Source organism: Saccharothrix variisporea (assembly GCF_003634995.1).
GTDB classification, from domain to species: domain Bacteria; phylum Actinomycetota; class Actinomycetes; order Mycobacteriales; family Pseudonocardiaceae; genus Actinosynnema; species Actinosynnema variisporeum.
This window is the reverse complement of the sequence record NZ_RBXR01000001.1, coordinates 1990128-2015644: the sequence shown is the minus strand read 5'-3', so window position 1 is coordinate 2015644 and position 25517 is coordinate 1990128. Positions and strand designations below refer to the sequence as shown.

Genomic DNA, 25517 nt, shown 5'->3' with positions numbered 1-25517 from the left:
GACGAAGAGGGGCAGAGTTTCCGCATACCCCAACCTCCACGCGCGCGAGGCGAGCCATGTCGAGAGTCGTCGCAGAATCCGTCGAGGCCCTTCCCCGGTTCGGCGCCCGCCGGACGATCGCGGTCGGCTCGGACGGTTCCGAGGCGGCCAAGCGCGCGCTGGACTGGGCGGTCGAGCACGCCGCCGCCACCCGGGCGGAACTGGTCGTGGTCGGCCGGACGCGGACGGTCGGCCGGTTCGTCCCCGGCGGCCCGGACGAGCTGCGCGCCCTGGAGTGCGACACGCTCGTGGTCGGCTCGCGCGGTGAGCCGTTCCACGGGCTGGCCTCCGCCGCCGAGAACCCCGAACGCCGCCTGGTGGTCGTCCGGGGCCTGCCCCGGCTGCGCACCGGCGTGGTGACGGCGGCGGTCGGCGGCGTCTCCGACCGGGCCGTGCTCCGCGCCGCCGCCGAGACCTGCCGCGCCCGCTCGGCCCGCCTGCGCCTGCTGCACCTGCACCTGCACTTCGGCGGGGTGGCCGAGGTGGGCGAGCCGGACGACACCCCGCTGCGGCACGCGACCAAGTACCTGCGCGCGATCGCCCCGGACGTGGAGCCGACGACCCTGCTCGACCGGCGAGCACCCCACGAGGCCTTCGGGGCGCCCGACACGGACCTGCTGATCATCGGCCGCGGCTACGGCGGCACCGTGGGCCGGGTGGCGAAGACCGCCTTCTACCACTCGGCCTGCCCGGTCCTGCTCGCCTGACGCTCAGGCCATCGGTCCCGCCACGGTCGCGACGACACCGCCGTCGACCACCAAGTCCTGCCCGTTGACGTACGCGCCCTCGTCCGACGCGAGGAAGGCGACCGCCGCCGCCACCTCCTCCGACGTCCCCAGCCGCCCGGCCGCCACCCCGGCGACCACGCTGTCGTGCAGGTCCGGCGACACGTTCTCGTGGTACATCCGCGTCTCGATGTACCCGGGGCTCACCGAGTTCACCCGGATCCGCCTCGGCGCCAGCTCGGCCGCCAACGTCCGCGACAGGTTGTGCACGGCGGCCTTGGTCGCGGCATAAAGAGACGCCCCCGCCATGCCCCGGTGCAGCGTCCACGACGCGTTGATCACCACCGCGCCCCCGTCCACCAGCAGCGGCAGGGTCTTGACGACGGTGAAGTAGACGCCCTTGAAGTTCACGCCCACCACCCGGTCGAACTCCGCCTCCGTCACCTCGGCCGCGGGCTGGAACGAGCCGACGCCCGCGTTGGCGAACACGACGTCCAGCCGGCCGAAGCGGGAGCGCACCTCGTCCACCAGCGCGTCCAGGTCGGCCAGGGAGGACACGTCCCCGGCCACGCCGTGCACGCCGGGCTCGAGGGCGGCGTCCAGGCGGGCCTTGTCGCGGCCGGTGATCACGACCCGCGCACCCTCGGCGACTAGGCGGCGGGCGACCGCCAGGCCCATGCCGCTGGTGCCGCCGGTCACGAGAGCGGTCTTGCCGTCGAATCGGTTGTTCATGACCACCAGCCTGGCCATCGGGAACACGTCCAGGCAGTGCGCACCTAACCTGGGTGTGCCACCACCACCCTGGGCAAGGACAGCCGCTCGACCAGCTCGGCGGTCGGCGTGCCCGGCCTCGGGTGGTACAGCTCCAGGTACCAGTCCGGGTGGTCGGTGACGGTCAGCGTGGTCAGGTCGAACAGCAGCTCGCCGACCTCGGGGTGGTGCACGGCCTTCACCGCCTGCTCGGGCACGCCCACGTCGTGCCGCGCCCACAGCCGGGCGAACTCCGGGCTCAGGTCGGTCAGCTCGGCGACCAGCCGCTGGAACTCCGGGTCGTCGGGGGCGTGCGCCGCCGCCGCGCGGAACGAGGCCACGACCACGGGCGCCACGGACGCCCAGTGCTCGTGGGGTTCGCGGTAGCGGACGTGGGTGAAGAAGGAGATCAGGCAGTTGTGGTCGGTGTCGTCGTAGCCGAGCACGGTCCGCGTGCCGTCGTTGATCGCGAGCAGGTTGTGGTACCGGTCGCGCAGGATGGCGGGGTTGGGCGACCACGCGTCCACCAGCCGGCGCAGCTGCGGGGTGACCTCGCGGTCCCGGCCCACCGGGCGCGGCGGGTTCAGGCCGGCCAGCACGTACAGGTGCGCCCGCTCGGTGTCGCTCAGCCGCAGCGCGCGGGCGACGGCGTCGAGGACCTCGCCCGAGACGCGGATGTCGCGGCCCTGCTCCAGCCACGTGTACCAGGACACCCCGACCCCGGCGAGCACGGCGACCTCCTCGCGCCGCAACCCCGGCGTGCGCCGCCGTCCCGCCGCGGGCATGCCGACGTCCTCGGGCGTGATCCGCGCCCGCCGGGCGCGCAGGAAGTCGCGGAGCTGGTGACGCCGTGCGGTCGTCGATCCGGTGGCCACGGCGTCCACGTTAGCCGGCCAGGACGCGGTCCAGGGCGCGGCGGGTGCGGGCGACGGCGTCGGCGGCGCCGAACAGGTGGATCTCCTGGTTCAGCGCGAAGAACACGCCGAAGACCTCGAACGCGACCTGCTCGGGGTCGGTGTCCGCGGGCAGGTCGCCGTGCGCGACGGCGGTGCGGACCTCGCCCGCCAGGCGCCGCCGCCACGCGGTGAACAGGCGGGCGACGAAGTCGCGCACGGGGCCGCCGCGCGCGTCGAACTCGATCGAGGCCGTGGTGAACAGGCACCCGCCGGGGAAGCTGTCCCGCTCGGTCTCCAGGTAGTCCGCCCACGTCCCGAACAGCGCCCGCAGCCGGGTCAGCCCCGGTTCGAGGTGCTCGACCGGCCGCCACACCGTCCGCGTGAACACCTCCGAGGCCGTCCGCAGCGCGGCGAGCTGCAACGCCTGCTTGGTGCCGAAGTGGCCCAGCACCCCGGCCTTGCTCATGCCGAGGTCGGCGGCCAACCGCCCGATGGTCAACCCCTCCAGGCCGTCGACGGAGGCGAGCGCCATCCCGCGCGCCACGATGCGGTCCCGGGTGCCGCGGGCTTCGACGGCGGACTTGCGCGGACTCATGTCGACCATCTTAGCTTCCGACCGATCGGTTGCTATATTCGCGCCACCTTCGAGCCGAGGAGAACCACCGTGCCGGGAAGCCGGATCGCCGCCCTGGGGCACCACCAGCCCGCCCGCGTCCTGACCAACGACGACCTGGCGACGATGGTCGACACCAACGACGAGTGGATCCGCCGCCGCACCGGCATCGCCACCCGCCGCATCGCCGCGCCCGACGAGTCGGTCACCGACCTCGCCGCCGCCGCGGCGGCCAAGGCCGTGGCCGGCGCGGGCCTGGAACCGGCCGACATCGGCCTGGTCACGGTCGCGACCTGCTCGGCGATCGACCGCTGCCCGTCCATCGCCGCCCAGGTCGCGGCCCGGCTGGGCATCCCGGCGGCGGTGGCGTTCGACCTGAACAACGGCTGCGCCGGGTTCTGCACGGCCCTGGCCGTCGCCGACCACTCGCTGCGCGCGGGCGCCGCCCGGCACGCCCTGGTGATCGGCGCGGAGAAGATGTCCGACGTCACCGACTGGACCGACCGCAGCACGTGCGTCCTGCTCGGCGACGGCGCCGGCGCGGCCGTGCTCAGCGCGTCCGAACAGGCCGGGATCGGGCCGGTCACCTGGGGTTCGGACCCGACGCGGGGGGACGCCGTGCGCCTGGTCGACGAGTGGCGGCCCAGGTTCGCCCAGGAGGGGCAGGCGGTGTTCCGGTGGGCCACCGGCGAACTGCCCGCCGTCGTGCGGCAGGCGTGCGAGGCGGCGGGTCTCGCCCCGGCGGACCTGGCCGGGATCGTGACCCACCAGGCCAACCTGCGGATCATCGAGGCCATCGCGCGGCAGTTGGACCTGCCCGAGCAGGTCGTGGTGGCCCAGGACGTCGTGGAGTCGGGCAACACCTCCGCCGCGTCGGTGCCACTCGCGCTGTCCAAGCTGGTCGACCGGGGCGACCTGCCCTCGGGCGCTCCCGTGCTGCTGTTCGCGTTCGGCGGCGGCCTGTCGTGGGCCGGTCAGGTCGTCACGGCCCCGTGATCGCGTAGAACTGCTCATGCGCTCGTCACGGGCGCATGAGCAGACTCGCGGTCATGACCGAGATCGACCAGCGCCGGCTGTGGGGACTGGGCGGGTTCCTGCTGCCGTGCGCGCTGCTGGTGGGCTTGTTCCTCGCGTACTCGTCGGACACCTTCGGCTCGTGGGGCTGGAAGGGCGGCGAGTACGCGTACGCGTTCATCGGCGTGGCGGTCGGGGCGATCCTGCTCGGCTGCGTGCTCAAGCTGGTGTGGCTGGAGTCCCCGCGGGGCGCGCTGGGCACCGGACTCCTGCTCGGCGGCACCCTCGGCGTGGTCGTGGTGTTCGCGATCGTCGTGCTGTTCTTCCTGGCCTGGTCCCGGATCTGACCCTCACGGGAAGTCCAGCCGCATCACCACCCGGCGCGGGAAGGGGTGCGTGACCTCGGTGAACCCGGCCTCCTCGAACACCTGCCGCACGCCCACGTGCGTCTCGCCCCACGTGATGTGCTTGCCGGGCGGGACGACCATCGGGTATGCCTCGACCGCCCTGGCCCCGCCCCGCCGCGCGTGCTCGACCGCCGCGCGGGCCAGCGGGTAGGTCAGACCCCGCCCCCGGAACCCCTTGCGCACCACGAAACACGTCACCGCCCACACGCCAGGGTCGTCCTTGTCCTCCGCGCGCCCCAGCCACGGGACGCGGGTGCCGCGCAGCTTCGGGTAGGCCGTGCGCGGTTCGACGGCGACCCAGCCCACCGGCTCACCGTCCAGGTAGGCCACCAGGCCGCTGGTCGCCGGCGCGCCCGGGTCGCCGCACGCGGTCTGCTGGTAGAGCCGCGCGATCCGCTCGTCCTCGGTGGTGTCACGCCAGATCCAGCCGGCGACCTTGAACCGCTGGCACCGGCAATGACCGGCGTCGGTGGTACCGAAGATCGCGTCCACGTCCTCAGGTGCCGCCTGGTTGGCCGACACGACGACCAACTCTTCACTCACTGCGGCGGGTCCTCTCCGACCAGACCGTCGATCGCCTCCCGCATGAGGTCGGCGTGACCGGTGTGCCGGGCGTACTCGTCGTGCAGGTCGCACAGCACACGCCGCAGGTTCGGCCGTGCCCCGTTGCCGTAGGTGTGCGCGGAGAGCCGATCCAGTCCTCCGTCGGCCAGCGCCTCGGCCCACGCCTTCCGCGACCGCTCGACCGCCACCCGCCACCGCGCGTACAGCTCGCCCGGGTCGTCGTCGGCGGCCGAGATCCACTCCCACTCCTCGTCCGGCGCGCTGTCCCACGGCGGGGAGATCGGCCGGCCGAGCAGGTCCAGGTCCGTGCGCTGGTCCTCGACCCGGGTCAGGTGCTTGAGCAGGCCGCCCAGGGTCATCGCGGACGGCGGGTGGGGCCGACGCAGGGCCGCGCCGTCCAGCCCGCCGACCTTCCAGGCGAACTGGGCACGCGAGCGCTCCAACGCGAAGAGCATCATCTCGACCTCGCCCGCCCTCATCGGCGGCTCGTGGATCGTGGTGTCGCCGGTCATGGCACCGGACGTTAGGCTCCTTTCCGGACGTTCCACTTCCGGATTGGCGACCTCGTGCCTTCCTCCTCCGACGTGAGCCCCACGGCCCGCGCCTTGCTGGCGCTGGAACTCCTGCAAGGCAGCCCCGGCATCACCGCGGACCGCCTGGCCGACAAGCTGGGCGTGTCCGAACGCGCCGCCCGCCGGTACGTCGGCATCCTGCGCGAAGCGGGCGTGCCGATCGAGTCCGAACGCGGCCCCTACGGCGGCTACCGCGTCGGCAGGGGCCTGCGCCCGTCGCTGCTGATGCTCACCTCGACGGAGGCGTTGGCCCTGGTCATGGCCGTGCTGGACGGCCACCACGAGGCCGGCGACCCGACCGACCCGGTCGGCAGCGCACTGGGCAAGCTCATCAAAGCCCTACCCGAACCAGTAGCGGCCCAGGCCCAAGCCGTCCGCCGCACAACCGCACCGGCCCCGGACCGCGCCGCCGCCCGCCCGGCCCCCGACACCACGGCAACCCTGGTCCGAGCCTGCGCGGACCACCACGCGGTCCGCCTGGACTACCGCTCGGAAGCCGGCTCGGAGTGGACTACCGACGTAGACCCGTGGGCAGTGGTAGTCCGCCACGGCCGCTGGTACCTCCTGTGCCGCTCCCGCCACTCCGACACCCGCCGCGCGTACCGGGTAGACCGCGTCCGTGCGGTGACCGTGCTGGACGAACCCTTCACCCCACCGGTCGGCCTGGACCCGGTAGCCGAACTCGAGGACCACCTGGCCGTGGGCTGGGAGTACGAGGTAGAGGTCCTGATCAACGCACCCCTCGCCCGCATAGCCCCGTGCGTACCCCGCATCCTGGGCCGCCTGACCGAGCCCGACCCCACAACCACACTCCTGACCGGCAGCACCAGCAACCCGACCTGGTACGCCGAACAACTGGCCGCCGTCCCAGCCCCTTTCAAGGTCCTGCACTGCCCAGAACTCCGCACCGCCGTAACCACCCTGGGCCAACGACTACTGGCCGCAGCCGAGCCCGACTAGCCCCAACGGCCCAGCCTCGGCGAAGCCGGCAAGCGGGCAGTCCGCTCGCCTTGCCGAGTGGCAGTCCGCCGGAAGGACACAACTCAACTTGGGCTTCTTGCTTTTGTCATCTCCGTATGGCCTGCCCGAAGGGCTACCACAGATTTCCCCGGGTGCAGCCGAAAGTTTTTGCGAGGAACGAGCAAAAAGTTTTAGCGGCACCCGGGGAAATCTGTGGTAGGCTCCGCCAGGCCATACGGAGATGACAAAAGCAAGAAGCCCCCGCCGTTGCAGTTGAGTCATCTTTGGTGGCCTGCCCGCCGGCGAGGCGCTTTTCGCTTTTAAGAGCTTTGAACCGGAACGCTTCGCTCTCAAGCCGAACGCGCTTCGCGCTGGTACGCGCGAAGCGCTCGAAAGATCAAAAGATGAAAAGCGGCGCTCGCCGCGCGGCAGGCCGCCAGCGGGGGGTGAAGGGCGTCGGTTCCCCCGCCGTATGGCCTGGCGGAGCCAACCACAGATTTCCCGGGGTGCCGCTAAAACTTTTTGCTCGTTCCTCGCAAAAACTTTCGGCTGCACCCCGGCAAATCTGTGGTAGCCCTTCGGGCACGCCATACGGCGGGGGAACCGAGGCCCTCCACCTGTGGTTGGGACCACGACACAGCGCGCTGCGCGCGCCGAAAAGCCAAAGCCACGCGCTGCGTGCGCCGGAAAAAGCTGGGACCGTAAAGGGCGGCGGTGTCTAGACGCGCTCGAACACCACGACCGGGATCACCCGTTCGGTCTTCTTCTCGTACTCCGCGAACACCGGCGAGTACGCCACCATGCCCGCGTACAGCCGGTCGCGCTCGGCCCGGTCCTCGATGACGGTCGCGGTCGCCTCGAAGGTCTCCTCGCCCACCTCCAGGGTGACCTTCGGGTTGGCCAGGATGTTGAAGTACCACGCCGGGTGCTTGGGCGAGCCCGCGTAGGAGCCTGCCACGACGTACCGGTCGCCGTCGCGCGTGTAGGCCAGCGGTGACACCCGCTCCTGGCCGCTCTTCGCGCCCACGGTGGTGAGCAGCAGCAGGTTCGCGCCTTCGAACCGGCCGCCGACGCGTCCGCCGTTGGCGCGGAACTCGGCGACCAGTCGCTGGTTGAACTCCCCCAGTGCCTCGGCCATGCGGGTCACGTCCCTTCGTAGTTCGGTTCCTTTCGAACGACTATAGGGGTGACGATCACGCGGTCCGCTCGGTGGGACGCAACGCCGGGGCCGCGCGGAACGAGATCGCCTCCATCACCGGCTTGCGCTTGGTGTTGTGGAAGGCCGCGATGCGCCACCGGTCGTCCTGGCGCACGAGGGTGTAGGTCTGGACCTTGGTCAGCTTCTTGGGCGGGGTGCCCTTGTAGGTGTCGCCGCGACCGGTCACCACCGCCGTGTCCGGGGTCAGGAAGCGGACGTCGACCACCTCGTCGGCCAATCGGGTGCCCTTGAGGAACTTCTCGAACAGCGTCCGGTGGCTCTCCACGATCTCGGTCCGGCCCTGGTAGCGCGTGCCGACGAAGGTCACGTAGGTGGCGTCCTCGGTGAACAGTTCGCCGTACGCGTCGGCGTCGTGCCGCCTCCAGGCGTCGACCAGGTCGGACAGGACGGTGAGCACGGCGTTGCGGTCGGGCATGATTCCTCCTCGTACTTGATGCAGTATCTGCACGTGTGCAATCTCTGCACACGTGCAGATACTAGGCACGGGAGGGTTACATGGCAAGCGACCGACACCTGGTCTTCCGCGCCTACCTGGACGCGGTGGGGCTGCACGGGATGGCCGGGGCCGAGGCCGCCGGCCTGCACGCGACCGAGTGGTACGCCCTGAGCCAGATCTCCCTCGACGGCCCGCTCACCTCGGGCGAACTGGCCACCGCGACCGGCCTCACCACCGGCGCCACCACCCGCCTGATCGACCGGCTGGAACGCGCCGGCTACGTGCGGCGGACCGCCGACCCGGCCGACCGACGCAAGGTGCGGGTCGAGGTCGTCCCGGAGGCCTTGGCGCGCATAGACGAGGTCGTGACCCCCGCTCGGGCCAAGATCGCCGAAGTCCTCGCCCGCTACAGCGAGGAGCAGTTGGACACCCTCTTCGACTACTTCGCCCACGCCACCCCGGCCTACCGGGCGGCGACGGCGGAGCTGCGGGCCGCGCGCAAGCGCGGGGACTAAGCGGTACCCGTCAGGTAGCGCTGGAGGGTGGGGCCGACCCACGCCACCAGCTCGTCCCGGCTCATCTCCACCACCGGCGGCAGTCGCAGCACGTACCGGGACAGGGCGATGCCCAGCACCTGCGTGGCCACCAACCCGGCCCGTGTCCCGATCGCGTCGGGCGCGACCGCCGCGACCGCCGGTCCCAGCTGCGAGGCGAAGATCTCGCGCATCCGTTCTACGGCGGTCGTGTTGGTGACGGCTGCCCGGAGCAGGGCCATCAGGGTCTCGTCGCCGTCCCACCGGTCGATGACGTGCCCGGCCAGGCGGTGGCCGACCTCGGCCTCGGGCATGGTCGTGACGTCCGGTAGGCGCAGGTCGAACTCGGCCGCCGCCGCGAAGAGCTTCTCCTTGTTGCCGAAGTAGCGCATGACCATCGACGGGTCGATGTCGGCGTCCGCCGCGATGGCCCGGATCGTCGCGCGCTCGTAGCCGTCCTCGGCGAAGCGCTCGCGGGCGGCGGCGAGGATCGCCTCCTTCGTGGTGTCCGAGCGCTTCGCCTTGGTCATGCCAACAAGTGTAGGCCAACAGGCGTTGACAGGGCGAGTCGGGGCGTGCTCTCCTTGGTGCCAACAAGCGTTGGCAAACAAGCGTTGACCTGAGGGAGGGCGTCATGGCCGAGGTGATCGTGGTCGGGGCCGGGCCGACCGGGCTGCTGCTCGCGGGGGACCTGGCGGAGGCCGGTGTCCGGGTGACGGTGCTGGAGCGGCGGGACGGCAAGGTGTCCAACCTGTCCCGGGCCTTCGGCGTCCACGCCCGCACGTTGGAGCAGTTCGACGCCCGTGACCTGGCCGAACGGCTGCTGCCGACCGGCGCGGCGGTGGCCGGGGTGCGGCTGTTCGGCGGGGTGGAGGTGGATCTGGGTCGGTTGCCCAGCCGGTTCCCGTACCTGCTGATCACGCCGCAGTACCACGTCGAGGAGCTGCTGCGGGAACGTGCGCTCAAGGCCGGTGTCGAGATCGTGCACAACGCCGAGGTGCGCGGCATCGCCCAGGACGCCGACGGGGTCACCGTCACCACCGCCGACCGGACCCACCGGGCCGCGTACGTGGTCGGTGCCGACGGGTACCGCAGTGCGGTCCGGCAGGCGATCGGGCAGCCGTTCCCGGGCAAGTCGGTGCTCAAGTCGATCATGCTGGCGGACGTCCGGGTCACCGAGCCGCCCGCCGACCTGCTCGCGGTCAACGGGGTGGGGGACGCGTTCGCGTTCATCGCGCCCTTCGGCGACGGCTACTACCGCGTGTTCGCCTGGGACCGCCGCCACCCCCGCGGCGACGACGAGCCGCTCACGCTGGACGAGGTCCGCGCGGTGACCCAGCGCGCCCTGGGCACGGACTTCGGCATGCACGACGCCCGCTGGCTGTCCCGCTTCCACAGCGACGAGCGGCAGGCCCCGAACTACCGGGTCGGTCGTGTGTTCCTCGCGGGCGACGCGGCGCACGTCCACTCGCCGGCGGGTGGTCAGGGCATGAACACCGGCCTGCAGGACGCGGCCAACCTGAGCTGGAAGCTCGCCGCCGTGCTGCGCGGTGCGCCGGACCGGCTGCTGGACACCTACCAGGCCGAACGGCACCCGGTGGGCCGGTCGGTGCTGCGCAGCAGCGGGGGCATCATCCGGGCCGCCATGATCAAGTCGCGGGTGGGGCGGGCGGTCCGGGGTGTCGTGGCCCGCCTGGCGCTGTCCGTGCCGGCGATCGCCCGCAAGGTCACCGGACAGCTCAGCGGTGTCGGCTACACCTACCCCAAGCCCGCCGGCGCGCACGCCCTCGTCGGCACCCGCGCCGAGGACCGCCCGCTGGCCGATGGCCGCCGCCTGTACGAGGCGCTGCGCGGACAGCGGTTCGTCCTCCTGGGTGACGCCGACGTGACCGGGTGGGAGGACCACGTCGAGGTCGCGCCGCAGACGGGCGGCCCGCTGGTGCTGGTCCGCCCGGACGGCTACGTGGGCTGGGCCGGCACCGACCCGGCCGCGCTGCGCCAGGCCCTCGCGGAGCTGGTGGGTCGGTGATTGGCGGCGGGGCCGGGGTACCCGGTGTGTCCGAAGTGGATGCCGAGACGAGGAGGGCGTGCCGTGGAACGGGAGAGCACCCAGCACGGTCCACTGGTGGACGACGAGCTGAAGCACGAGGTGGAGGACCAGCTGCGAGCGGGCGGCCCCACCCACGCCGAGCAGTTCCGCGACCCGGAGATGCCCGACCCGGAGGAGTCCGACGACCTGGGCCTGGACCCGGCTCGCCGCGCCGACCCGCCCACCAGCTGACCCTTCGGCCGGCCCGCCGCCCGGTTAGCCCTCGCGGCTCTGGTCGATCGGCACCGAGGTGAGCACCTCGTCGAACGAGCCGAAGGGGCCGACGCCGTCGGGGATCGAGCGCAGGACGTGCACGGTGTCCTCGTCGGCGTTGTTGCGGGAGGCGTGGTCGGCCAGCTGTGCCTTGTCCGCCGGGTACCGGACGTCGCGGAGGGCGGTGCGCAGCCGGTCGACGGTGGTCGTGTCGCTCATGTCCGGCCGACTACCCGCACGACCCCCGCGTAAACGGCGGCACGGCGGGCAACCCCGGTGGCATGGATCTCGACGTGAGGGAAGACCTGCGCCGGTTCGTGCTCGACCGGCTGGCCGAGGACGAGCGGCGGCTGGCCGAGGGCGGGTCGTCGCTGCTGGAGGACGCCGAGGGCCGTGGCCGGCTGCGGATCGTGCGTGACGACGAGGGCGAGGGCCTGCTGCTGCTCCCGGGGTCCGAGTCCGCCGACCACGACCACGCGCCGGTCCCGTTCGAGGAGAAGGCGGCGATGCTGCGCCAGGAGTTGGAGTCCGGGGCGGACGACGCGACCCTGCGCCTCCTGGCCACCGCCTACGACACCCACCACGCCTGGCAGGAGGAGTGGCGCACCTACTAGGCCGTGCGCGACAGGCCCGCCGTGCTGGAGGTGCGCAGTCGCCGGGTGAGGTCGGTGACGGGCCGCGGCACGGTCTCCCCGCGCAGCACCTCGTTCGCCCACGACGCCACGACGCCCGGTGCCGGCAGGACGTCACCGTCCAGGCGTTCCCGCACCACCAGATCCTGCCCGCTGTCCGACTCGACGGCCGCCGCCCACCCCCGGCGCTCGTCCCACACCAGCGCCGCGTCGCACTCCGGGAACCCGGGCAGGTGGCCGTCCACCGCCAGGTACGCGCTCGCCGGCCGCTCCGCCTGGACCACCGAGCACTCGCCGCTCAACCCCAGCGCCTTCGTGACCAGCCGCACGTACTCGCGCAACGCGCTGGTCGCCGCGTCCTCGAAGTCCAGTGCCATCGCCAACCGCCCTCTTCTGCCCGAACCGCCGGCGCCGACTGCTTGACGCTGGCGTCGAAGTACCCCAACCGGGTGAGAAGCCAAACGGACGAAGGCTCTGTAACGATCCAGTGAGAGCTACACCATAGCGCTGGCCGCCACCTCGGTGGCGGCGCGCACGAACGCCGCGACGGCCTGCGAGCGGGAGTTCCGGGGCCACGCCACGGACAGCGTGAACAGCGGCAGGTCCACGACCGGCCGGTACGCGACGCCGGGTCGCGGGTGGCGCTGGGCCAGGGACGTGGGCGGGAACCACACCATCCCGCCCACCTCGACCATGTTGAAGATCTCCGCCAGGTTCCGGGCCCGGGGACCACCCCGCGCGGGCGGGCCGGCGCCGTCCTCCTCGGCGGGGGTGCCGTCGGGCAGCGTGCGGCCGGCGAGGTCGGCCAGGCGCAGTTCCGGCCGGCCCGCCAGCGGGTCGCCGGCCGCCAGCGCGACCACGCGGGTCTCGGTGAGCAGCGGTTCGGCGTCCAGGTCCGCGCCGTCGAACGGGCCGGGCAGCAGGGCGACGTCGGCCCGCCCGTCCCGCAGCGCCACGACCTGGTCACCGCGTCCGCCCAGCACCAACTCGACCGGCGGAAGGCCTTGCCCCCGTTGGTACTCGGTGATCATCCTGGGCAGCAGCCCGCCGTCGAAGTCGGCTTTGAGCGCCAGCCGCAGCGCCGGTGCGGGGCGGCCCGCGTGGCGGGTCCGGCGGGCGGCGGCGGTGACGGCCTCCAGCGCGGCCCGGCCCTCGCGCAGCAGCACCTCGCCGGCGGCGGTGAGGGCGACGTGGTGGGTGGTGCGGTCGAGCAGCCGCACACCCAGGGTGCGCTCCAGGTCCCGGATCGCTCGCGACAGCGGCGGCTGCGCCATGCCCAACCGCCGCGCGGCCCGCCCGAAGTGCAACTCCTCGGCGACGGCGACGAAGTAGCGCAGCTGCCGGACCTCCAGGTCGTCCATACCCGCACGGTATCAACACGGACCGGATCGGTCCTTCAGGTTCGCGGCACCCGCCGGTTGACTCGATGTCGTTGTGCCCCAACGAAACGCACTGGAGAGAATCCGCATGATCGTCGTGACCACACCGACGGGCAACACCGGCCGCAGGGTCGTCCGCGGCCTGCTCGACCGGGGCGCACCCGTCCGCGTCGTCGCCCGCGACCCGTCCCACCTGCCCGACGACGTCCGCGAGCGGGTGGAGGTCGTCCCGGGCTCGCACGCCGACCCCGACGTCGTGACCAAGGCCTTCGCCGGCGCGGACACCGTGTACTGGGTGCCCACGCCGGACCGCCGGACCACCGACTTCCGCACCGCCTACACCGAGTTCACCGAGGCGGCGTGCCGGGCGTTCACCGAGCAGGGCGTCCGCCGGGTCGTCGGCGTCTCGGCGCTGGGACGCGGGACGGCGGTGGCCGGCGAGGCGGGGCTGGTGACCGCGTCGCTGGCGATGGACGACCAGATCGCCGACACCGGCGTGCACTACCGGGCGCTGACCATGCCGTCGTTCATGGACAACGTGCTGCGGCAGGCGGAGACCATCCGGGACCACGGCGTGTTCTTCGACATGCTGTCCGGTGACCGCAAGCTGCCCCTGTGCGCCACCCGGGACATCGCCGACGTCGCCCTGCGCCTCCTGCTGGACGACTCGTGGCACGGGCGTGGGGAGGTGCCCGTGCTCGGACCGGAGGACCTGTCCCAGAACGACCTCGCCGCCGTCATGACCGAGGTGTTGGGCCGGCCGGTGCGTTACCAGCAGGTGCCGGAGGAGGCGTTCGAGGCGCGGATGGTCGAGGTCGGCATGTCCGAGTCGTTCGCCCGGGGCATGGTCGACATGATGCGCGCCAAGGACAACGGCCTGGACAGCGCCGCGCCCCGCACGCCGGAGTCCACCACGCCCACCACCTTCCGCCAGTGGTGCGAGGAGGTGCTCAAGCCGGCCGTCGCCTGACCCGTCCGCACCCGCGTGGCCGTCGCCGACTCGGCGGCGGCCACGCGATCGTGTGAAGGTCGGGCGTGAACGCGGCGGGCGCCTACGGGCAACACCAGGTGTGAGGACGATGACCCAACACACGACGGCGGGCGCGGCGTCCGACGCGGACGACCGGCCGGACCTGTCCGGGCCGACGCCGAGCCGGGTCTTCGGGCAGCTGTTCGACCGGCACGCCCGTCCGCTGCACCGCTACCTGGCCCGCCGCGTGGGCGACCTGGCCGACGACCTGGTCGGCGAGACGTTCCTGGTCGCCTACCAGACCCGCACGGGCTACGACCCGCAACGCGGCACGGCCCGCTCGTGGCTCTACGGCATCGCGACCAACCTGCTGCGCCGCCACGTGCGCCAGGAGGTGCGCGGCCTGGCCGCCGCCGCCCGCGCGGCCGGCTCCACCGCGGGCGGCGAGGACCACGGCGGCCGGGTGGCCGAGCAGGTCGACGCCGCCGCGCGGACCCGGCTGCTGGCCGGCGCGCTGGCCGAGCTGGACGCGGGCGACCGGGACGTCCTCCTGCTGACCAGCTGGGCCGGGCTGGACTCGAACGAGGTCGCCGAGGCCCTCGGCATCCCGGTCGGGACCGTCCGCTCCCGGCTGCACCGCGTGCGGCGCCGCCTGCGCGCCCACGCACCCGAGACCGACGCGAGGACCGGCGATGAGTGACGACAACATCCACCGCATCTGGACCGAGGCCGAGCTGGACGCCGCGCTCGACGCCCTCAACGCCGACGCCGACAGCGACGAGCGGGTGCTGGCCCAAGCCCGGGCCGCGCTCATGCACATCACCGAACAGGGGGAGACCGACGTGACCACTGATCTGGGGAAGCCGGACGCACCAACCGGCCAAGCCGAGCCCGCGACGGCCGGCGTGGGCGAGTCGCGCCCCGTGCGCTCGAAGCGGCGCTGGGTGTTCGGTGCGGCGGCCGTGGCCGTGCTGGTGGCGGCCGGACTGGTCGTGCAGACCGTGTCGTTCGGTCGCGGACCGGCTCCTGCCACCGCCGAGGCCGCGGCGACCCTGGACCGCGCGGCGGCGCAGGCGATCGGCGCGGCGGACGAGCCGGTCGGGCCCGGCCAGTACCGGTACGTCGCCACGCACGCCTGGTGGATGGCCTCCAGCGCGGGCGACGGCCGCGACTTCGCCCGCCTGGCCGAGAACCTCCTGGAGACCTGGGCGCCGGCCGACGAGCAGGGCGAGTGGCTGCTGCGCCGCGACGTCACCGGCAACCAGCAGTGGGTCGTCGGCACGGAACAGGAGGCCAAGGCCGCCGGCGTCGAGACCGAGGGCGGCTGGCCGGAGGGGGAGTGGCGCGCGAAGTGCGGCGGCTTCTTCGCCGAACCGGGCAAGGAGTGCGCGGACGAGGGCAGCTGGCAGCACCCCACCGCCGAGTGGCAGGCGGGCCTGCCCACCGACCCGGACGCCCTGTTCCAGCGCCTCCGGAAGGACGCTCCCGACAACTCCCGGGGCGAGGCCGAACTCCTGGTCTACGCGGCGGACGCGTTGCGCAGCGGCCTGATCCGCAGCGACGTGCGCGCCAACATCTACAAGGCGCTGGCCAAGGTGCCGGGTCTCCAGGTGACCGAGAAGCAGGCCAACCTGGGCGGCCGGCTGGGCACCGCGCTGGGCATCGACGACGGCGACACCCGGCAGGACATCATCATCGACCCGGAGACGGGCCAGTTCATCGGCGAGCGCCAGGTGACGACGTCCGATGTGGACCGGTTCAAGGCGGGCACGGTCCTGGAGTTCACCGCCGTGGAAACCGGTGTGGTGGACCGGATCGGCGTCAAGCCCACCCGCTGACCCGAGCAGGACGAGGACCCGTGCGACCGTCGGGGGCGCACGGGTCCTCCGCCGTCCCGGTACGCCAGAGAAGTACCGGGACGCAAGCGCACCCTTGGAAAACGCGACCCCACCGGGTAGAAATGGCGCACCCGCTCGTGAGAGCGCTCTCTCACCGGTGGTCTCCGCCCCGTTCCCCGGCTTAGGCAGGTCGATGACGATCATGCGCTCCACCCCGCGACGCGCCCGAAGACAAGCGCCGGCCCTCGTCCTGGCCGTGCTCGCCGCGGCCCTGGCCGCGCCCGGCGCCGCCACCGCCGACCCGCCGCGCGCCCAGGACCTCGGCGCCGACGTCCGCGTGTTCGACCCGACCACCCCGGTCGCCGAGATCCAGGCCGCGCTCGACGCCACCCACGCCGCCCGCGTGGACGACGAGATGGGCACCCGCCGGCACGCGTTCCTGTTCAAGCCGGGCACCTACGGCACCGCCGACCAGCCGCTGCAGATCAAGGTCGGCTACTACACCGAGATCGCGGGCCTGGGCGCGTCGCCCACCGACGTCGTCATCAACGGCAAGGTCGAGGTCTACAACCGCTGCCTGGCCGAGGGCGGCACCGGCAACTGCCTCGCCCTGGTCAACTTCTGGCGCACCCTGTCCAACCTCACCGTCAACGTGAACGCCAAGGGCCAGGACGGCTGCCGGTCGTCGGCGAACTTCTGGGCCGTGTCGCAGGCGGTCTCGGTCCGGCGCCTCAACGTCACCGGCGGCACGTTCTCCCTGATGGACTACTGCACCGCCGGCCCCCAGTACGCCAGCGGCGGGTTCATCGCCGATTCGAAGCTGCCGCAGGTCGTCAACGGCTCGCAGCAGCAGTGGTTGACCCGCAACAGCGAGGTGGCAGGCTGGTCCAACGGCGTGTGGAACCAGGTCTTCTCCGGCGTGGTCGGCGCACCGGACGACTCGGCCTTCCCGAACCCGCCTTACACGACCCTCGACCGCACGCCCATCAGCCGCGAGAAGCCGTACTTGTTCGTCGACGACGAGGGCTACCAGGTCCGCGTCCCGCAGGCCCGCCGCGACAGCCGCGGCACCTCGTGGGCAGACGGCCCCACCCCCGGCCGGACGGTCCCGCTGACCGACTTCTTCGTCGCCAAGCCCACCGACTCCGTCCGCGAGATCAACCGCCAACTGGCCCGCGGCAAGCACCTCCTGCTCACCCCCGGCGTGTACGACATCGCGCGCAGCATCGAGGTCAAGCGCCCCGGCACGGTCGTGCTCGGCCTCGGCCACGCCACGCTGACCGCGGTCGGCGGCGCGATCCCGCTCGACGTCGCCGACGTGCCGGGCGTGGTCGTCGCGGGCGTCACCGTCGACGCGGGCACCGAGGAGTCGCCGGTGCTGCTGCGCGTGGGCAGCAAGAACAACCGGGGCTGGAGCGTGCCGGGCAACCCGACCACGCTGTCCGATGTGTACTTCCGCGTCGGCGGCCCGCACGTCGGCAAGACCGACACGGCGCTGGAGGTCAACAGCGACAACGTCCTCATCGACCACACGTGGGTGTGGCGCGGCGACCACGGCGTCGAGGGCTTCACCGACACCCAGCGCTGGAACACCAACACCGGCCGCACCGGCGTCGTCGTCAACGGCGACCACGTGACCGCGACCGGCCTGTTCGTCGAGCACTTCCAGCGGCACAACACGGTCTGGAACGGCGAGCACGGCACCACCGTGCTGTACCAGAACGAACTGCCCTACGACCCGCCCACGCAGGCCGACTGGATGAACGGCGACGTCGAGGGCTACGCCGCCTACAAGGTCGCCGACCGCGTCCGCAACCACACCCTGCACGGCGGCGGTGTCTACGTCTTCAACCAGAACAACCCGTCCATCCACACGGAGAACGGCTTCGAGGTGCCGTCCACGCCCGGCGTGCGGCTGCACCACATCATGACCGTGAACCTCAGCGCGGGCACGATCGACCACGTCGTCAACGGCGTGGGCGAGGCTGCCGACACGACCAAGGTCGGCGTGCCGGTGTACGTGAACTCCTACCCCTAATGCTGTTTCCGTTGGACGCTCGCGATGTTTTCGGCCCGAGAACATCGCGAGCGTCTTTCGTGTGTGCCCTCAGCTCACCGTCCACACGCGAATCGTCCCGTCACCGGCGGCCGACACCAGGGTCCGGCCGTCCGCGCTGTAGGTCAGGTCGGTGACGCGGGCGGTGTGGCCGGTCAGCGTGCGCTGGGTGGCGGTGGTCCTGGCGTCGACCAGGAGGACCGAGTGGTCGGGCGCGCCGACCGCGACCGTCCGGTGGTCGGGGCTGACCGCCCACGGGCCGTCCGGGGTGGTCGTGCCGACGAGCTTGCCGGTCGCGACTTCCCACAACTGCACCGCTTTCCGGTCGAAGCCGGTGGTGACAAGGGTCTTGCCGTCGGTGCTGAACGAGACCGGTTCGCCGGTGGTGTCGAGTTGGCGGATGCGGCGGCCGGTGGTGTCCCACAGGCTGATCTTCTCGGTGAAGTGGCTGCTTGCGGCGATGAGCGTGCTGTCGGGGCTGAACCGGGCGGTGTAGCCGGCGTCGAGGGTGGCGGTGTTCTTGCCGGTGGCGACGTCCCACACGCGGGTCGTGCGGTCGACCGCGGCGGTGAGCAACAGGCGGCCGTCGCGGCTGAAGGACAGGTCCTGGACGCCGTTGGTGTGGCCGGTGAGCGCGGCTTTTTCCTGTCCGTCTTCGGTGTTCCAGAGGTGGACCGGGTTGTCGAACGGCGGGTCGCAGGCGCAGGTGCCGGCGGTGGCGAGGGTCTTGCCGTCCGGGGTGAACGCGACCCTTGGTCCGGCGTTGCTGCCCGGGAGGGTCGCGCGGGCGAGGTGGGTGGTTCGATCCCAGAGCACCGCGGTTCCGGGTCCCGAGCTCAGGGCGATGGTGTTGGGGTCTGGGCTGAAGACCGGGGTGTTGGCGTCGAGGGTGTCGATGTCCTGGCCGGTGGTGAGGTCCCAGAGGTGGACGCGTTCGCCGGCGTCTGTGCTGAAGCCGGCGAGGGTCTTGGCGTCGGGACTGAGCAGGAGTCGTTCGGCGGTGGCGGCGATGACGCGGGCCTCCGGCGAGGTGTTGGACGGGCTTTGGTCGCGGTTCAGCCAGAGGACCGCGGTCACGGCCAGGGCTGCGGCGGCGACGAGTGCGATCAGGGCGCGGCGTGAGGTGAGGGCGCGGCGGAGCGCGGATCCGGCACGGGGTGGCGCGGGCCGGGGCGGGTGCGGCTTGGCAGGGGGAGGGGCAGCCGGGGCGCCGGCGAGGAGGGCGGTGGCGGCGGTGGACACCTCCTGGCTGTCGTCTTCGGTCAGGCGGTGGATCTCCTCTTCGGCTCGGGCGCGCACGACGTCGTTGCCGACCCGGCGGAGGTGGGCCAGGCCGTCGAGCGCGTTGCGGCGGTCGGCGGGGAGGGGACTAGCGAGCGCGTTGGCCAGGTGGGTGGGCAGGGTCCAGTTGACGTTGCGCGCGATGACCGTGCGACCCTGCACGTCGTCCTGCTTCTTCGGGCGTTGCTGCGGCACCTCCTCGACCACCCGGTCGTGGACGTAGCTGTAGAGCTCGTCCACCGTGATGTCCCCGTCGCCGTCGAGGTCCGCGCTGCCGTCCCGCAGACCCTCGACCAGGTACCGGGTGAACACCGACTGCGTGGCGCGCCCGTGCGGCCGGTCGCCCTCGAAGGAGTACTGGGTGGCGTCCGACGCGGTGAGCACCGTTCGGCCCCGGCCCTGGAAGCGTTCGAGCGTGTGGACGGTGGTGTCGGCCTTGGCGAGGCGGCCGGGCGGGAAGGCGCCGCTGTAGCAGCAGTCCAGCACCAGGACCTTCTGGCGGGACGCGCAGTTCTCCAGCGCCTGGTCGACCTGCTCGGCCGGGAGGCCGGTGAACAGCAGGTTGTCCCGGTGGGTGTTGGTCATCGCCAGGTACAGGCGGCCCTCGTCGTCCTTGAGGCCGTGGCCGGTGAAGTACAGCAGGGTCAGGTCGTCGCGGCGGCGGTCGCGGTAGAACTCGCCGATCGCCGCGCCCACGCGGTGCAGCGGCTCGTTGACCAGGGTGGTGACCTCGAACCCGGCGATCGACGGGTCGGCCAGCACCTCGGCGAGGGCTTCGGCGTCGTGCGCGGGGGTGGTCAGGCGGCGCAGCCCGGTGTCCTCGTACTCGTAGGTCGCGATCAGCAGCGCGACCCGCCGGCCCACGGCGTCACCCCGAGTGCCGCTGCACGAAGGCGTCGACCAGCACCCGCCGCTCGTCCGCGGACGCCCGCTCCAGCGCGATGGTGTCCCCGTCGATGGTGACCGACACCCGGTGCCGCGCGGCCTGGCGGGCGAGCCAGTCCCGAACCGTCTCGATGACCAGCGGGAACACCCCACCGGCCGCACTCAGGGACACCACGACCGCGCCCAGGGTCGCCGCGTCGACGCCTTTGGCGCCCTCCGGCACGGGTCCGTCCACGGCCAGCCGGGTGTCGACGTCGAGCTGGGCGACCTCGGCCCGCAGCCGGCGCGCGAGGCGGTCGGCGCTGTCCGGGTCGACGTCCGGGTCCGGCTCGACCACCAGCAGCACGACGCGTTCGTCCTCCATCGGCCCTCCCGTCGCGGCAGCAGCCCACACCCGGGATGTCGCAAACGGCGGACGGGGGGTTACTCCGGTCAGAAGAGCGCGATGATCAGCAGGATCACGGCCACGGCGACCACGATCGGCAACCACGGCACACTGCCCGGCGGGCGGCGGTAGTGGCTGCGGACGGTGGTGCCGCGGAACCAGCTGTACGGCGTGGCGCGGCGGTGTCGGCGAACCCAAGGCATGGCTTCAGCTCCACGGTTTCGGCATCGTCGTTCATTCGACCGAGGGATACCCGCACCGCGCCTGCGGCATGCCCGGGAGCACCGGACGAGCCGCACGTCCACCCGGCCGCAGTCCCCCAGCCGCCGCCTGGTCGTCGACGGCGTCTACTGGGAAGCGGCGGCCGTCTTGCGCCACGCCGACCGGCCGTGGTTCACCGAGGCCGAGGTAGGCGCGCCGGCCGCGCTGTCGACGGCCCCGCACCATCGCCCCCTGATCGGAACCGCCTGGAAAAAATCTTCACCCCGAGGTGTCGGATCGCGGCGATCCCGTTCGTGGTGGTGACGAGACCGCCCACCGCGGGCGGTGCCAAGGCGAAGGACCGGCGACCATGAAGCTGACGACCATGACCCAGGTCACCCTCGACGGCGTGATGCAGGGCAACGGCGCCACGTCGGACGACCCCAGGAACGGTTTCGACCGCGGCGGATGGGCCCTGGGGAAGGGCGACGACGACACCAGGGCGCTCATCACGGACACCTACCAGCGAGCGGAGGCGTTCCTGTTCGGCCGGCACACCTACGAGCTGTTCGCCCGCTCCTGGGGCACGGTCGAGGAGATGCGCGCACACCCCATCGGCGTGGCCCTGGACAACACCCCGAAGTACGTCGCCTCGACCACCCTCACCACACCCCGCTGGAAGGACACCACCGTCCTCCGCGGCGACCTCGTCGCGCAGATCGAGAACCTGAAGGCCCAGCCCGGCGGCGAACTCCAGGTCCACGGCAGCGGCGCCCTGGTCCGCTGGCTGCTGGCGAACGACCTGGTGGACGAACTGACCCTGCTCGTGGTCCCGGTGGTCGTCGGCCAGGGCACGCGGCTCTTCCCACACACCGGTCCGGACATCGCGTTCGAACTGGTCGAGTCCCACGTCGACACCAAGGGCGTGACGACGCAAACCCTCCAACCCACCGGACGCCCGCGATACGCGACCCCCTGAACCCCGCCGGCCGGAGTCGGAGCGCGGGCGGGGTCGACGTGCGGTCGGCAAGGACCGCCCAGACCGGGCGCAATGAGTCGACACCGACGAGCATCCGCCGCGGAGCCGCCCTCCAGGCAGTGCGCGAACGACAGGGCCACGCGAGCCGCCGTGGTCCCCGACCGTGAGACGTACCTCACGGTCGGGGACCACGGTCGAAACGGCAGCGGCCGGTGGGCGATGATCGCCTACCGGCCGCTGACCTGCACTTCTGTTGTGGACGATACTGGGATTGAACCAGTGACCCCTACCGTGTCAAAAAGAGGCGACGGTGAGGCTCTGGCCTGCGCTCGAGGCAGTTCGCGCAGGTCAGAGCCGGTCGTACCGGCTCGTTGCACCGCACGGCGACAGGTTCCACCGGGTTCCCGTCGCCGCCAAATCGCCATTTGATCTCGGCTGTCGACCGGGGTCGAACCACCGAGCCACCCCGATGTCTGGCTGTAGAGGAGCTCCGACGGTGCGGTAGTTGATCCGGCCTGCGGTGAGGGGCAACGTCGATGACCAGCTTGGCGACATGTTCGCATCGAGAATCAGGTAACTGACGAGAGAGCTTGGGTACTGCCGATGTGGGTCGAGATGATGTCCGCACTGCTTCCCGACGCACGCTTCTTCCCACCTGCGGAGGAGGCGCGGTTGGGCGAGGTCGCGGAGCAGCTCGATGCGCCTCTGCCGAATGACCTGCTGTCGCTGCTTGCTGAGACGAACGGCGTCCAGGGAGCGTTCCTGGTGGACGTCGTGTGGTCGGTCGACCGGATCCTGTCCGATAACCGAGACTTCCGAACTCGATCAGAGTTTGCCGGTCTGTATGAGGGTTTCGAAGGACTGCTGTTCTTCGGTGACAACGGTGGGGGTGACCAGTTCGCGTTCCTCTCGGACGGCCGACCCGGCGTGCTGGTGTGGCAACACGAGGACGACGAGAGAAGGGTTGTCGCCAGTGACCTTGCGGAATACTTGAACAGAGCCCTGACGTCTGGTGGTGAGGACTGGTACCGCGACGAGTGACTTCATCGGCCGTGCGGCCGTGCATGCGGGGCGGTGTAGTTCTCGACGTCATTCAGCGAGAGGGTGGAGAGCCGCCACGGAGTGTCGTGAACTGGCCACTCCGTTGACGGGAAGACTCAAGCGCCAACCACAGGATCGGGTGCTTGACTAGTTCGGGTGGCACGTCGAACGGAGTTCCGCCACCGTTCTGCGAAGTCGTCGAACGTGCGTTCGCCCGGCTGGCTCGGTAGCTTCGCTCGATCGTGTAGTCGGTGCTTGTGCGAAGGTCACGTAGCGTCCGGTGAGGACGTTTCGTGCTCGGAGGTGCGCCGTGCGCATCACTCTGTACCTGCTGAAGAGCCAGGTCGAGCTCGCTCAGGCGACTTTGCGCGGCTACGAGCACTTTCGGTCGCGCGCGCTGGTCCCGCCGCCGGATGGGTCGATGGAGTGGCTGCTGTTCGTGCGTGACACTCCGGCGCATGAGGTGACGTGGTTCGACTACCTGAGTCCGATCGTGGCCTCGTCGGAGGAGCGCCCTCCGACGTCGAAGTCGGCCGGGGCGGTGCTGTTGGTCAAAGCGCACGGCAGGGTCTTCGCCGTGACCTTCGGTACCGGATTCCACGCCATCGACCACGCGGACGTCGAGCCGGACTTCGGGCTCAAGGTCACCGCCAACTGCATCGCCGCCAACAGTCTGACGTTGGCCGAGGCCCGCGGTCTGGGCAAGGGCAAGCGCAATGCGATGAGCAGGCTCGCGCTGCCCGGCGCGATGTTCGCTCTGGGCCTGTTGACCGATGAGGAGTGGATCAGGAAGTTCGGCGGCCAGGTCGTCATCGACGGGTTCGCGCGCAGTGCGAAGGGTGCCGACTCGCTGCAACTGGACTTCGACGAGACGTTCGCCCTGGCGGAGTTGACGACGAAGCTGCGCCGGGCGCTGGACCTCTACGAGTCGATGTCGTACCGGGACCACTTCCCGTTCCTGGACTACTTCCGCAGGGAAACCGACAAAGAACGGATCGCGGAACTGGACGCGCGCATCGCCGAGTGCATGCGCGCGCGTGACCCGGAAGTCGGCTTCGCGATGCCCGACGAGGTGGAGGTCGTCGCCGACGCCTACCGGGTGTCCCGTTACCGGCGCGAGGTGCCCCTGAGCCAGTTGATCACCGAAGACGTCTACAGCGCCATCGACACCCTGGACGGATGGCAGGACCCGTTGCAGTGCGTGAAGATCCGGCCGCTGGACGCGGCCGGGCAGCCGATCGGCTCGAAGGAGGACCTTCGGCGCTACGTCGTCGGTCTTGTTCGCCGGGAGGTCGACGGCACGTGCCAGGACTACGCCGTGACGGCGGGCGCCTGGTTCCGAGTCGACCGGGCCTACGCCGAGCTCGTGGACCGCTACTTGGCCGACCACATCCTGGACCTCACCGACGAGCTCGGACTGCCGGAGTGGGACGACGAGTACCTGACCGCGCACGTCGAGGGCAAGTACGGCGAGGACCGCTACAACCGCCACAGCTGCCGGCAGCGCGGGTACGCCCTGCTCGACCAGGACTTCTACCGGGGGAGCGCCGGTGAGCGGGTTGAGATCTGCGACCAGTTGACGCCGGACAAGAAGCTCATCTGCGTCAAGCGGATGGACGGCTCGGACAAGATGAGCCACCTGTTCCAGCAGGGCTCGGTGTCCGCCCAGTTGATCGTGTCGAACGACGACTACAAGGCCAAGCTGATGGCGAAGCTGCACGAGTTGGACCCGGCCGCGGAGTTCGGCGAGCCCTCGGACTGGACGGTCGTCTACGCCATTGCCACCGGCAGGCCAGGGCCGTTGAAGAAGTCGATGTACTTCTTCACCCGGGCCGCGCTGCGCACCCATGCGCAGTCCATTAGGAGCATGGGCTTCAAGGTCGCGATCGCCAAGATCGACCGCTGACATCCCCCAGAGGGGCTGGTTGAGTCGTTCGGCGGTGCGGGGTCCGGTCGTGGCGCCGGTGCTGTTGCGGGTGCTGGAGCCGGGTGAACTCGACGCTGTGCTGGAGGCGTTGCCGGGGGAGCCGTGGCGGCTGATGGTGGAGGTCGCGGTCGAGACCGGTGTGCGGTGGGGCTAGCAGATGGTGCGCGAGCGACTGGGCCATGCGAGCCTTCATGCCACGGAGCGCTACCTGCACACCCTCGCCAGTTCGGACGAACACACGTTGGCAGCCTTCGGACGCATCCGAGACCGCAGCGGCACCGCGAGGAGACGACCGACACGACCGACCATGAGACGTATCTCACGGTCGATGGACGGTCGAGAACGGCGCTCGGGCGTCCCGACACGGAAGCCACGAGCTGTGTCTGAGCTGCGGGGTACTTGAGGAGCTGCAGACTGGAGCCGTCCTGCTCCACAGCGTCGCTCACGGGCGAGGCGGTCGAAACGACAGCGGCCCGGTGGGCGATGATCGCCTACCGGGCCGCTGACCTGCACTTCTGTTGTGGACGATACTGGGATTGAACCAGTGACCCCTACCGTGTCAAGGTAGTGCTCTCCCGCTGAGCTAATCGTCCGAGGCGGAGACGGGAATCGAACCCGTGTACAGGGCTTTGCAGGCCCTTGCCTAAGCCACTCGGCCACTCCGCCAAGATTCCTGAAGGCTAGCACCAGGAAGACTGGCCTGAGCCCAAGGGGCCCTCTGCCGAGCGGATGACGAGACTCGAACTCGCGACCCTCACCTTGGCAAGGTGATGCGCTACCAACTGCGCTACATCCGCATGCTCCGTGATTTCCCGGACCTTTTACCCTTTTGGGGTCTTGCCGTTCCGGTCTCTCTCGGTGCAGGAGGAACTTTATTACATCCCCCCACGCGGGATCAAATCGGGGGGTCGTT

Annotated in this window: 30 protein-coding genes and 3 tRNA genes; 16 read left to right on the top strand and 17 right to left on the bottom strand. The window is 71.2% G+C overall.

What is annotated here, in order from left to right; translation table 11 throughout:
- Positions 1–56: 56 nt before the first annotated feature.
- Positions 57–746 (top strand): universal stress protein, encoded by a 690-nt coding sequence (locus tag DFJ66_RS08660; protein ID WP_121219649.1) that lies wholly within the window; start codon positions 57–59, stop codon positions 744–746.
- A 3-nt stretch (positions 747–749) separates the two neighbouring features.
- Here the strand turns inward: DFJ66_RS08660 and DFJ66_RS08655 are convergent, their stop codons facing one another.
- The 3 genes from DFJ66_RS08655 to DFJ66_RS08645 are packed head-to-tail and all read right to left on the bottom strand — an operon-like array spanning position 750 to position 3005.
- Positions 750–1496, bottom strand: coding sequence for a glucose 1-dehydrogenase (locus DFJ66_RS08655; RefSeq protein ID WP_121230864.1), 747 nt, complete (start codon positions 1494–1496; stop codon positions 750–752).
- Between the two features lie 44 nt (positions 1497–1540).
- Entirely contained in the window at positions 1541–2389 is an 849-nt protein-coding gene (locus DFJ66_RS08650; protein ID WP_246029639.1) for a helix-turn-helix transcriptional regulator, read from the bottom strand.
- Between the two features lie 10 nt (positions 2390–2399).
- Positions 2400–3005: a TetR/AcrR family transcriptional regulator gene (locus DFJ66_RS08645; protein ID WP_121230862.1), complete on the bottom strand. Its 606-nt coding sequence runs from the start codon at positions 3003–3005 to the stop codon at positions 2400–2402.
- A gap of 69 nt (positions 3006–3074) precedes the next feature.
- Between DFJ66_RS08645 and DFJ66_RS08640 the strand changes: the two genes are divergently transcribed.
- Entirely contained in the window at positions 3075–4019 is a 945-nt protein-coding gene (locus DFJ66_RS08640; RefSeq protein WP_121219645.1) for a beta-ketoacyl-ACP synthase III, read from the top strand.
- 53 nt (positions 4020–4072) lie between these two features.
- Positions 4073–4384: a hypothetical protein gene (locus DFJ66_RS08635; protein WP_121219643.1), complete on the top strand. Its 312-nt coding sequence runs from the start codon at positions 4073–4075 to the stop codon at positions 4382–4384.
- A gap of 3 nt (positions 4385–4387) precedes the next feature.
- Here the strand turns inward: DFJ66_RS08635 and DFJ66_RS08630 are convergent, their stop codons facing one another.
- Complete coding sequence (locus DFJ66_RS08630; RefSeq protein ID WP_121219641.1) at positions 4388–4987, bottom strand: GNAT family N-acetyltransferase; 600 nt, start codon at positions 4985–4987, stop codon at positions 4388–4390.
- Entirely contained in the window at positions 4984–5520 is a 537-nt protein-coding gene (locus tag DFJ66_RS08625) for a mycothiol transferase (RefSeq protein WP_121219639.1), read from the bottom strand. Before DFJ66_RS08625 ends, DFJ66_RS08630 begins: the two co-directional genes overlap by 4 nt.
- Before the next feature lie 72 nt (positions 5521–5592).
- Between DFJ66_RS08625 and DFJ66_RS08620 the strand changes: the two genes are divergently transcribed.
- The gene (locus DFJ66_RS08620) at positions 5593–6540 is read left to right on the top strand and encodes a helix-turn-helix transcriptional regulator (RefSeq protein WP_246029638.1); all 948 of its coding nucleotides are present in this window, start codon (positions 5593–5595) and stop codon (positions 6538–6540) included.
- A gap of 718 nt (positions 6541–7258) precedes the next feature.
- Here the strand turns inward: DFJ66_RS08620 and DFJ66_RS08615 are convergent.
- Positions 7259–7678: a nitroreductase family deazaflavin-dependent oxidoreductase gene (locus tag DFJ66_RS08615; protein ID WP_121219635.1), complete on the bottom strand. Its 420-nt coding sequence runs from the start codon at positions 7676–7678 to the stop codon at positions 7259–7261.
- A gap of 55 nt (positions 7679–7733) precedes the next feature.
- Positions 7734–8174: an SgcJ/EcaC family oxidoreductase gene (locus tag DFJ66_RS08610; protein WP_121219633.1), complete on the bottom strand. Its 441-nt coding sequence runs from the start codon at positions 8172–8174 to the stop codon at positions 7734–7736.
- Positions 8175–8254: 80 nt separating this feature from the next.
- On the opposite strand from DFJ66_RS08610, the gene DFJ66_RS08605 reads away from it, so the two are divergent.
- On the top strand, positions 8255–8710 hold the full coding sequence (locus tag DFJ66_RS08605) for a MarR family winged helix-turn-helix transcriptional regulator (protein ID WP_121219631.1): 456 nt from the start codon (positions 8255–8257) through the stop codon (positions 8708–8710).
- On the opposite strand, the gene DFJ66_RS08600 is transcribed toward DFJ66_RS08605, so the two are convergent.
- Complete coding sequence (locus DFJ66_RS08600; RefSeq protein ID WP_121219629.1) at positions 8707–9258, bottom strand: TetR/AcrR family transcriptional regulator; 552 nt, start codon at positions 9256–9258, stop codon at positions 8707–8709. The genes DFJ66_RS08605 and DFJ66_RS08600 overlap by 4 nt on opposite strands.
- Positions 9259–9362: 104 nt before the next feature.
- Here DFJ66_RS08600 and DFJ66_RS08595 point away from each other — a divergent pair, with 104 nt between their 5' ends.
- Together DFJ66_RS08595 and DFJ66_RS08590 are read left to right on the top strand one after the other, a co-directional pair.
- On the top strand, positions 9363–10757 hold the full coding sequence (locus tag DFJ66_RS08595) for an FAD-dependent monooxygenase (protein WP_121219627.1): 1395 nt from the start codon (positions 9363–9365) through the stop codon (positions 10755–10757).
- A gap of 63 nt (positions 10758–10820) precedes the next feature.
- Positions 10821–11009, top strand: coding sequence for a hypothetical protein (locus DFJ66_RS08590; protein ID WP_211351029.1), 189 nt, complete (start codon positions 10821–10823; stop codon positions 11007–11009).
- Between the two features lie 24 nt (positions 11010–11033).
- On the opposite strand, the gene DFJ66_RS08585 is transcribed toward DFJ66_RS08590, so the two are convergent.
- On the bottom strand, positions 11034–11249 hold the full coding sequence (locus DFJ66_RS08585; protein ID WP_121219625.1) for a DUF2795 domain-containing protein: 216 nt from the start codon (positions 11247–11249) through the stop codon (positions 11034–11036).
- Positions 11250–11311: 62 nt separating this feature from the next.
- On the opposite strand from DFJ66_RS08585, the gene DFJ66_RS08580 reads away from it, so the two are divergent.
- Positions 11312–11644, top strand: a complete 333-nt coding sequence (locus DFJ66_RS08580; protein ID WP_121219623.1) for a hypothetical protein — start codon at positions 11312–11314, stop codon at positions 11642–11644.
- On the opposite strand, the gene DFJ66_RS08575 is transcribed toward DFJ66_RS08580, so the two are convergent.
- Together DFJ66_RS08575 and DFJ66_RS08570 are read right to left on the bottom strand one after the other, a co-directional pair.
- Positions 11641–12039, bottom strand: coding sequence for a DUF6292 family protein (locus DFJ66_RS08575; protein ID WP_121219618.1), 399 nt, complete (start codon positions 12037–12039; stop codon positions 11641–11643). The genes DFJ66_RS08580 and DFJ66_RS08575 overlap by 4 nt on opposite strands.
- 117 nt (positions 12040–12156) lie before the next feature.
- Complete coding sequence (locus DFJ66_RS08570; protein WP_121219616.1) at positions 12157–13023, bottom strand: LysR family transcriptional regulator; 867 nt, start codon at positions 13021–13023, stop codon at positions 12157–12159.
- Between the two features lie 106 nt (positions 13024–13129).
- On the opposite strand from DFJ66_RS08570, the gene DFJ66_RS08565 reads away from it, so the two are divergent.
- From DFJ66_RS08565 to DFJ66_RS08550, 4 genes are all read left to right on the top strand, one after another.
- Positions 13130–14011: an NAD(P)H-binding protein gene (locus DFJ66_RS08565; protein ID WP_121219614.1), complete on the top strand. Its 882-nt coding sequence runs from the start codon at positions 13130–13132 to the stop codon at positions 14009–14011.
- Positions 14012–14120: 109 nt separating this feature from the next.
- On the top strand, positions 14121–14711 hold the full coding sequence (locus DFJ66_RS08560; protein WP_121219612.1) for an RNA polymerase sigma factor: 591 nt from the start codon (positions 14121–14123) through the stop codon (positions 14709–14711).
- On the top strand, positions 14704–15849 hold the full coding sequence (locus DFJ66_RS08555) for a CU044_5270 family protein (RefSeq protein WP_121219610.1): 1146 nt from the start codon (positions 14704–14706) through the stop codon (positions 15847–15849). Before DFJ66_RS08560 ends, DFJ66_RS08555 begins: the two co-directional genes overlap by 8 nt.
- Positions 15850–16042: 193 nt before the next feature.
- Positions 16043–17887 carry a hypothetical protein gene (locus DFJ66_RS08550; protein WP_246029637.1) on the top strand — a complete coding sequence of 615 codons (1845 nt, stop codon included), beginning with the start codon at positions 16043–16045 and terminating at the stop codon, positions 17885–17887.
- A gap of 69 nt (positions 17888–17956) precedes the next feature.
- Here the strand turns inward: DFJ66_RS08550 and DFJ66_RS08545 are convergent, their stop codons facing one another.
- The 3 genes from DFJ66_RS08545 to DFJ66_RS42550 form a co-directional block, all read right to left on the bottom strand.
- Entirely contained in the window at positions 17957–20050 is a 2094-nt protein-coding gene (locus DFJ66_RS08545) for a caspase, EACC1-associated type (RefSeq protein ID WP_121219608.1), read from the bottom strand.
- Between the two features lie 4 nt (positions 20051–20054).
- Positions 20055–20435, bottom strand: a complete 381-nt coding sequence (locus DFJ66_RS08540; protein ID WP_121219606.1) for an effector-associated constant component EACC1 — start codon at positions 20433–20435, stop codon at positions 20055–20057.
- 68 nt (positions 20436–20503) lie between these two features.
- Positions 20504–20659: a hypothetical protein gene (locus DFJ66_RS42550; protein WP_170199215.1), complete on the bottom strand. Its 156-nt coding sequence runs from the start codon at positions 20657–20659 to the stop codon at positions 20504–20506.
- Between the two features lie 368 nt (positions 20660–21027).
- On the opposite strand from DFJ66_RS42550, the gene DFJ66_RS08535 reads away from it, so the two are divergent.
- The 4 genes from DFJ66_RS08535 to DFJ66_RS44930 all read left to right on the top strand — a co-directional run bounded on the left by DFJ66_RS08535 (position 21028) and on the right by DFJ66_RS44930 (position 24758).
- Positions 21028–21636 (top strand): dihydrofolate reductase family protein, encoded by a 609-nt coding sequence (locus DFJ66_RS08535; protein ID WP_121219604.1) that lies wholly within the window; start codon positions 21028–21030, stop codon positions 21634–21636.
- A gap of 603 nt (positions 21637–22239) precedes the next feature.
- On the top strand, positions 22240–22677 hold the full coding sequence (locus DFJ66_RS08530; protein WP_121219601.1) for an SMI1/KNR4 family protein: 438 nt from the start codon (positions 22240–22242) through the stop codon (positions 22675–22677).
- 310 nt (positions 22678–22987) lie between these two features.
- Positions 22988–24583, top strand: a complete 1596-nt coding sequence (locus DFJ66_RS08525) for a DUF6119 family protein (RefSeq protein ID WP_170199213.1) — start codon at positions 22988–22990, stop codon at positions 24581–24583.
- Between the two features lie 49 nt (positions 24584–24632).
- Entirely contained in the window at positions 24633–24758 is a 126-nt protein-coding gene (locus tag DFJ66_RS44930; protein ID WP_281276604.1) for a hypothetical protein, read from the top strand.
- 367 nt (positions 24759–25125) lie between these two features.
- Here DFJ66_RS44930 and DFJ66_RS08520 read toward each other — a convergent pair.
- The 3 genes from DFJ66_RS08520 to DFJ66_RS08510 form a co-directional block, all read right to left on the bottom strand.
- Positions 25126–25197, bottom strand: a tRNA-Val gene (locus tag DFJ66_RS08520).
- A gap of 1 nt (position 25198) precedes the next feature.
- Positions 25199–25270 (bottom strand) — tRNA-Cys (locus DFJ66_RS08515).
- Positions 25271–25328: 58 nt separating this feature from the next.
- Positions 25329–25401 (bottom strand) — tRNA-Gly (locus DFJ66_RS08510).
- Positions 25402–25517: the final 116 nt, after the last annotated feature.

Coding starts and splice junctions, on each gene's coding strand:
- DFJ66_RS08660 (WP_121219649.1), top strand. CDS start 57: ATGTCGAGAGTCGTCGCAGAATCCGTCGAGGCCCTTCCCCGGTTCGGC.
- DFJ66_RS08655 (WP_121230864.1), bottom strand. CDS start 1,496: ATGAACAACCGATTCGACGGCAAGACCGCTCTCGTGACCGGCGGCACC.
- DFJ66_RS08645 (WP_121230862.1), bottom strand. CDS start 3,005: ATGAGTCCGCGCAAGTCCGCCGTCGAAGCCCGCGGCACCCGGGACCGC.
- DFJ66_RS08635 (WP_121219643.1), top strand. CDS start 4,073: ATGACCGAGATCGACCAGCGCCGGCTGTGGGGACTGGGCGGGTTCCTG.
- DFJ66_RS08625 (WP_121219639.1), bottom strand. CDS start 5,520: ATGACCGGCGACACCACGATCCACGAGCCGCCGATGAGGGCGGGCGAG.
- DFJ66_RS08615 (WP_121219635.1), bottom strand. CDS start 7,678: ATGGCCGAGGCACTGGGGGAGTTCAACCAGCGACTGGTCGCCGAGTTC.
- DFJ66_RS08610 (WP_121219633.1), bottom strand. CDS start 8,174: ATGCCCGACCGCAACGCCGTGCTCACCGTCCTGTCCGACCTGGTCGAC.
- DFJ66_RS08605 (WP_121219631.1), top strand. CDS start 8,255: ATGGCAAGCGACCGACACCTGGTCTTCCGCGCCTACCTGGACGCGGTG.
- DFJ66_RS08600 (WP_121219629.1), bottom strand. CDS start 9,258: ATGACCAAGGCGAAGCGCTCGGACACCACGAAGGAGGCGATCCTCGCC.
- DFJ66_RS08595 (WP_121219627.1), top strand. CDS start 9,363: ATGGCCGAGGTGATCGTGGTCGGGGCCGGGCCGACCGGGCTGCTGCTC.
- DFJ66_RS08585 (WP_121219625.1), bottom strand. CDS start 11,249: ATGAGCGACACGACCACCGTCGACCGGCTGCGCACCGCCCTCCGCGAC.
- DFJ66_RS08580 (WP_121219623.1), top strand. CDS start 11,312: ATGGATCTCGACGTGAGGGAAGACCTGCGCCGGTTCGTGCTCGACCGG.
- DFJ66_RS08575 (WP_121219618.1), bottom strand. CDS start 12,039: ATGGCACTGGACTTCGAGGACGCGGCGACCAGCGCGTTGCGCGAGTAC.
- DFJ66_RS08570 (WP_121219616.1), bottom strand. CDS start 13,023: ATGGACGACCTGGAGGTCCGGCAGCTGCGCTACTTCGTCGCCGTCGCC.
- DFJ66_RS08565 (WP_121219614.1), top strand. CDS start 13,130: ATGATCGTCGTGACCACACCGACGGGCAACACCGGCCGCAGGGTCGTC.
- DFJ66_RS08560 (WP_121219612.1), top strand. CDS start 14,121: ATGACCCAACACACGACGGCGGGCGCGGCGTCCGACGCGGACGACCGG.
- DFJ66_RS08555 (WP_121219610.1), top strand. CDS start 14,704: ATGAGTGACGACAACATCCACCGCATCTGGACCGAGGCCGAGCTGGAC.
- DFJ66_RS08550 (WP_246029637.1), top strand. CDS start 16,043: ATGACGATCATGCGCTCCACCCCGCGACGCGCCCGAAGACAAGCGCCG.
- DFJ66_RS08540 (WP_121219606.1), bottom strand. CDS start 20,435: ATGGAGGACGAACGCGTCGTGCTGCTGGTGGTCGAGCCGGACCCGGAC.
- DFJ66_RS42550 (WP_170199215.1), bottom strand. CDS start 20,659: ATGCCTTGGGTTCGCCGACACCGCCGCGCCACGCCGTACAGCTGGTTC.
- DFJ66_RS08535 (WP_121219604.1), top strand. CDS start 21,028: ATGAAGCTGACGACCATGACCCAGGTCACCCTCGACGGCGTGATGCAG.
- DFJ66_RS08530 (WP_121219601.1), top strand. CDS start 22,240: ATGTGGGTCGAGATGATGTCCGCACTGCTTCCCGACGCACGCTTCTTC.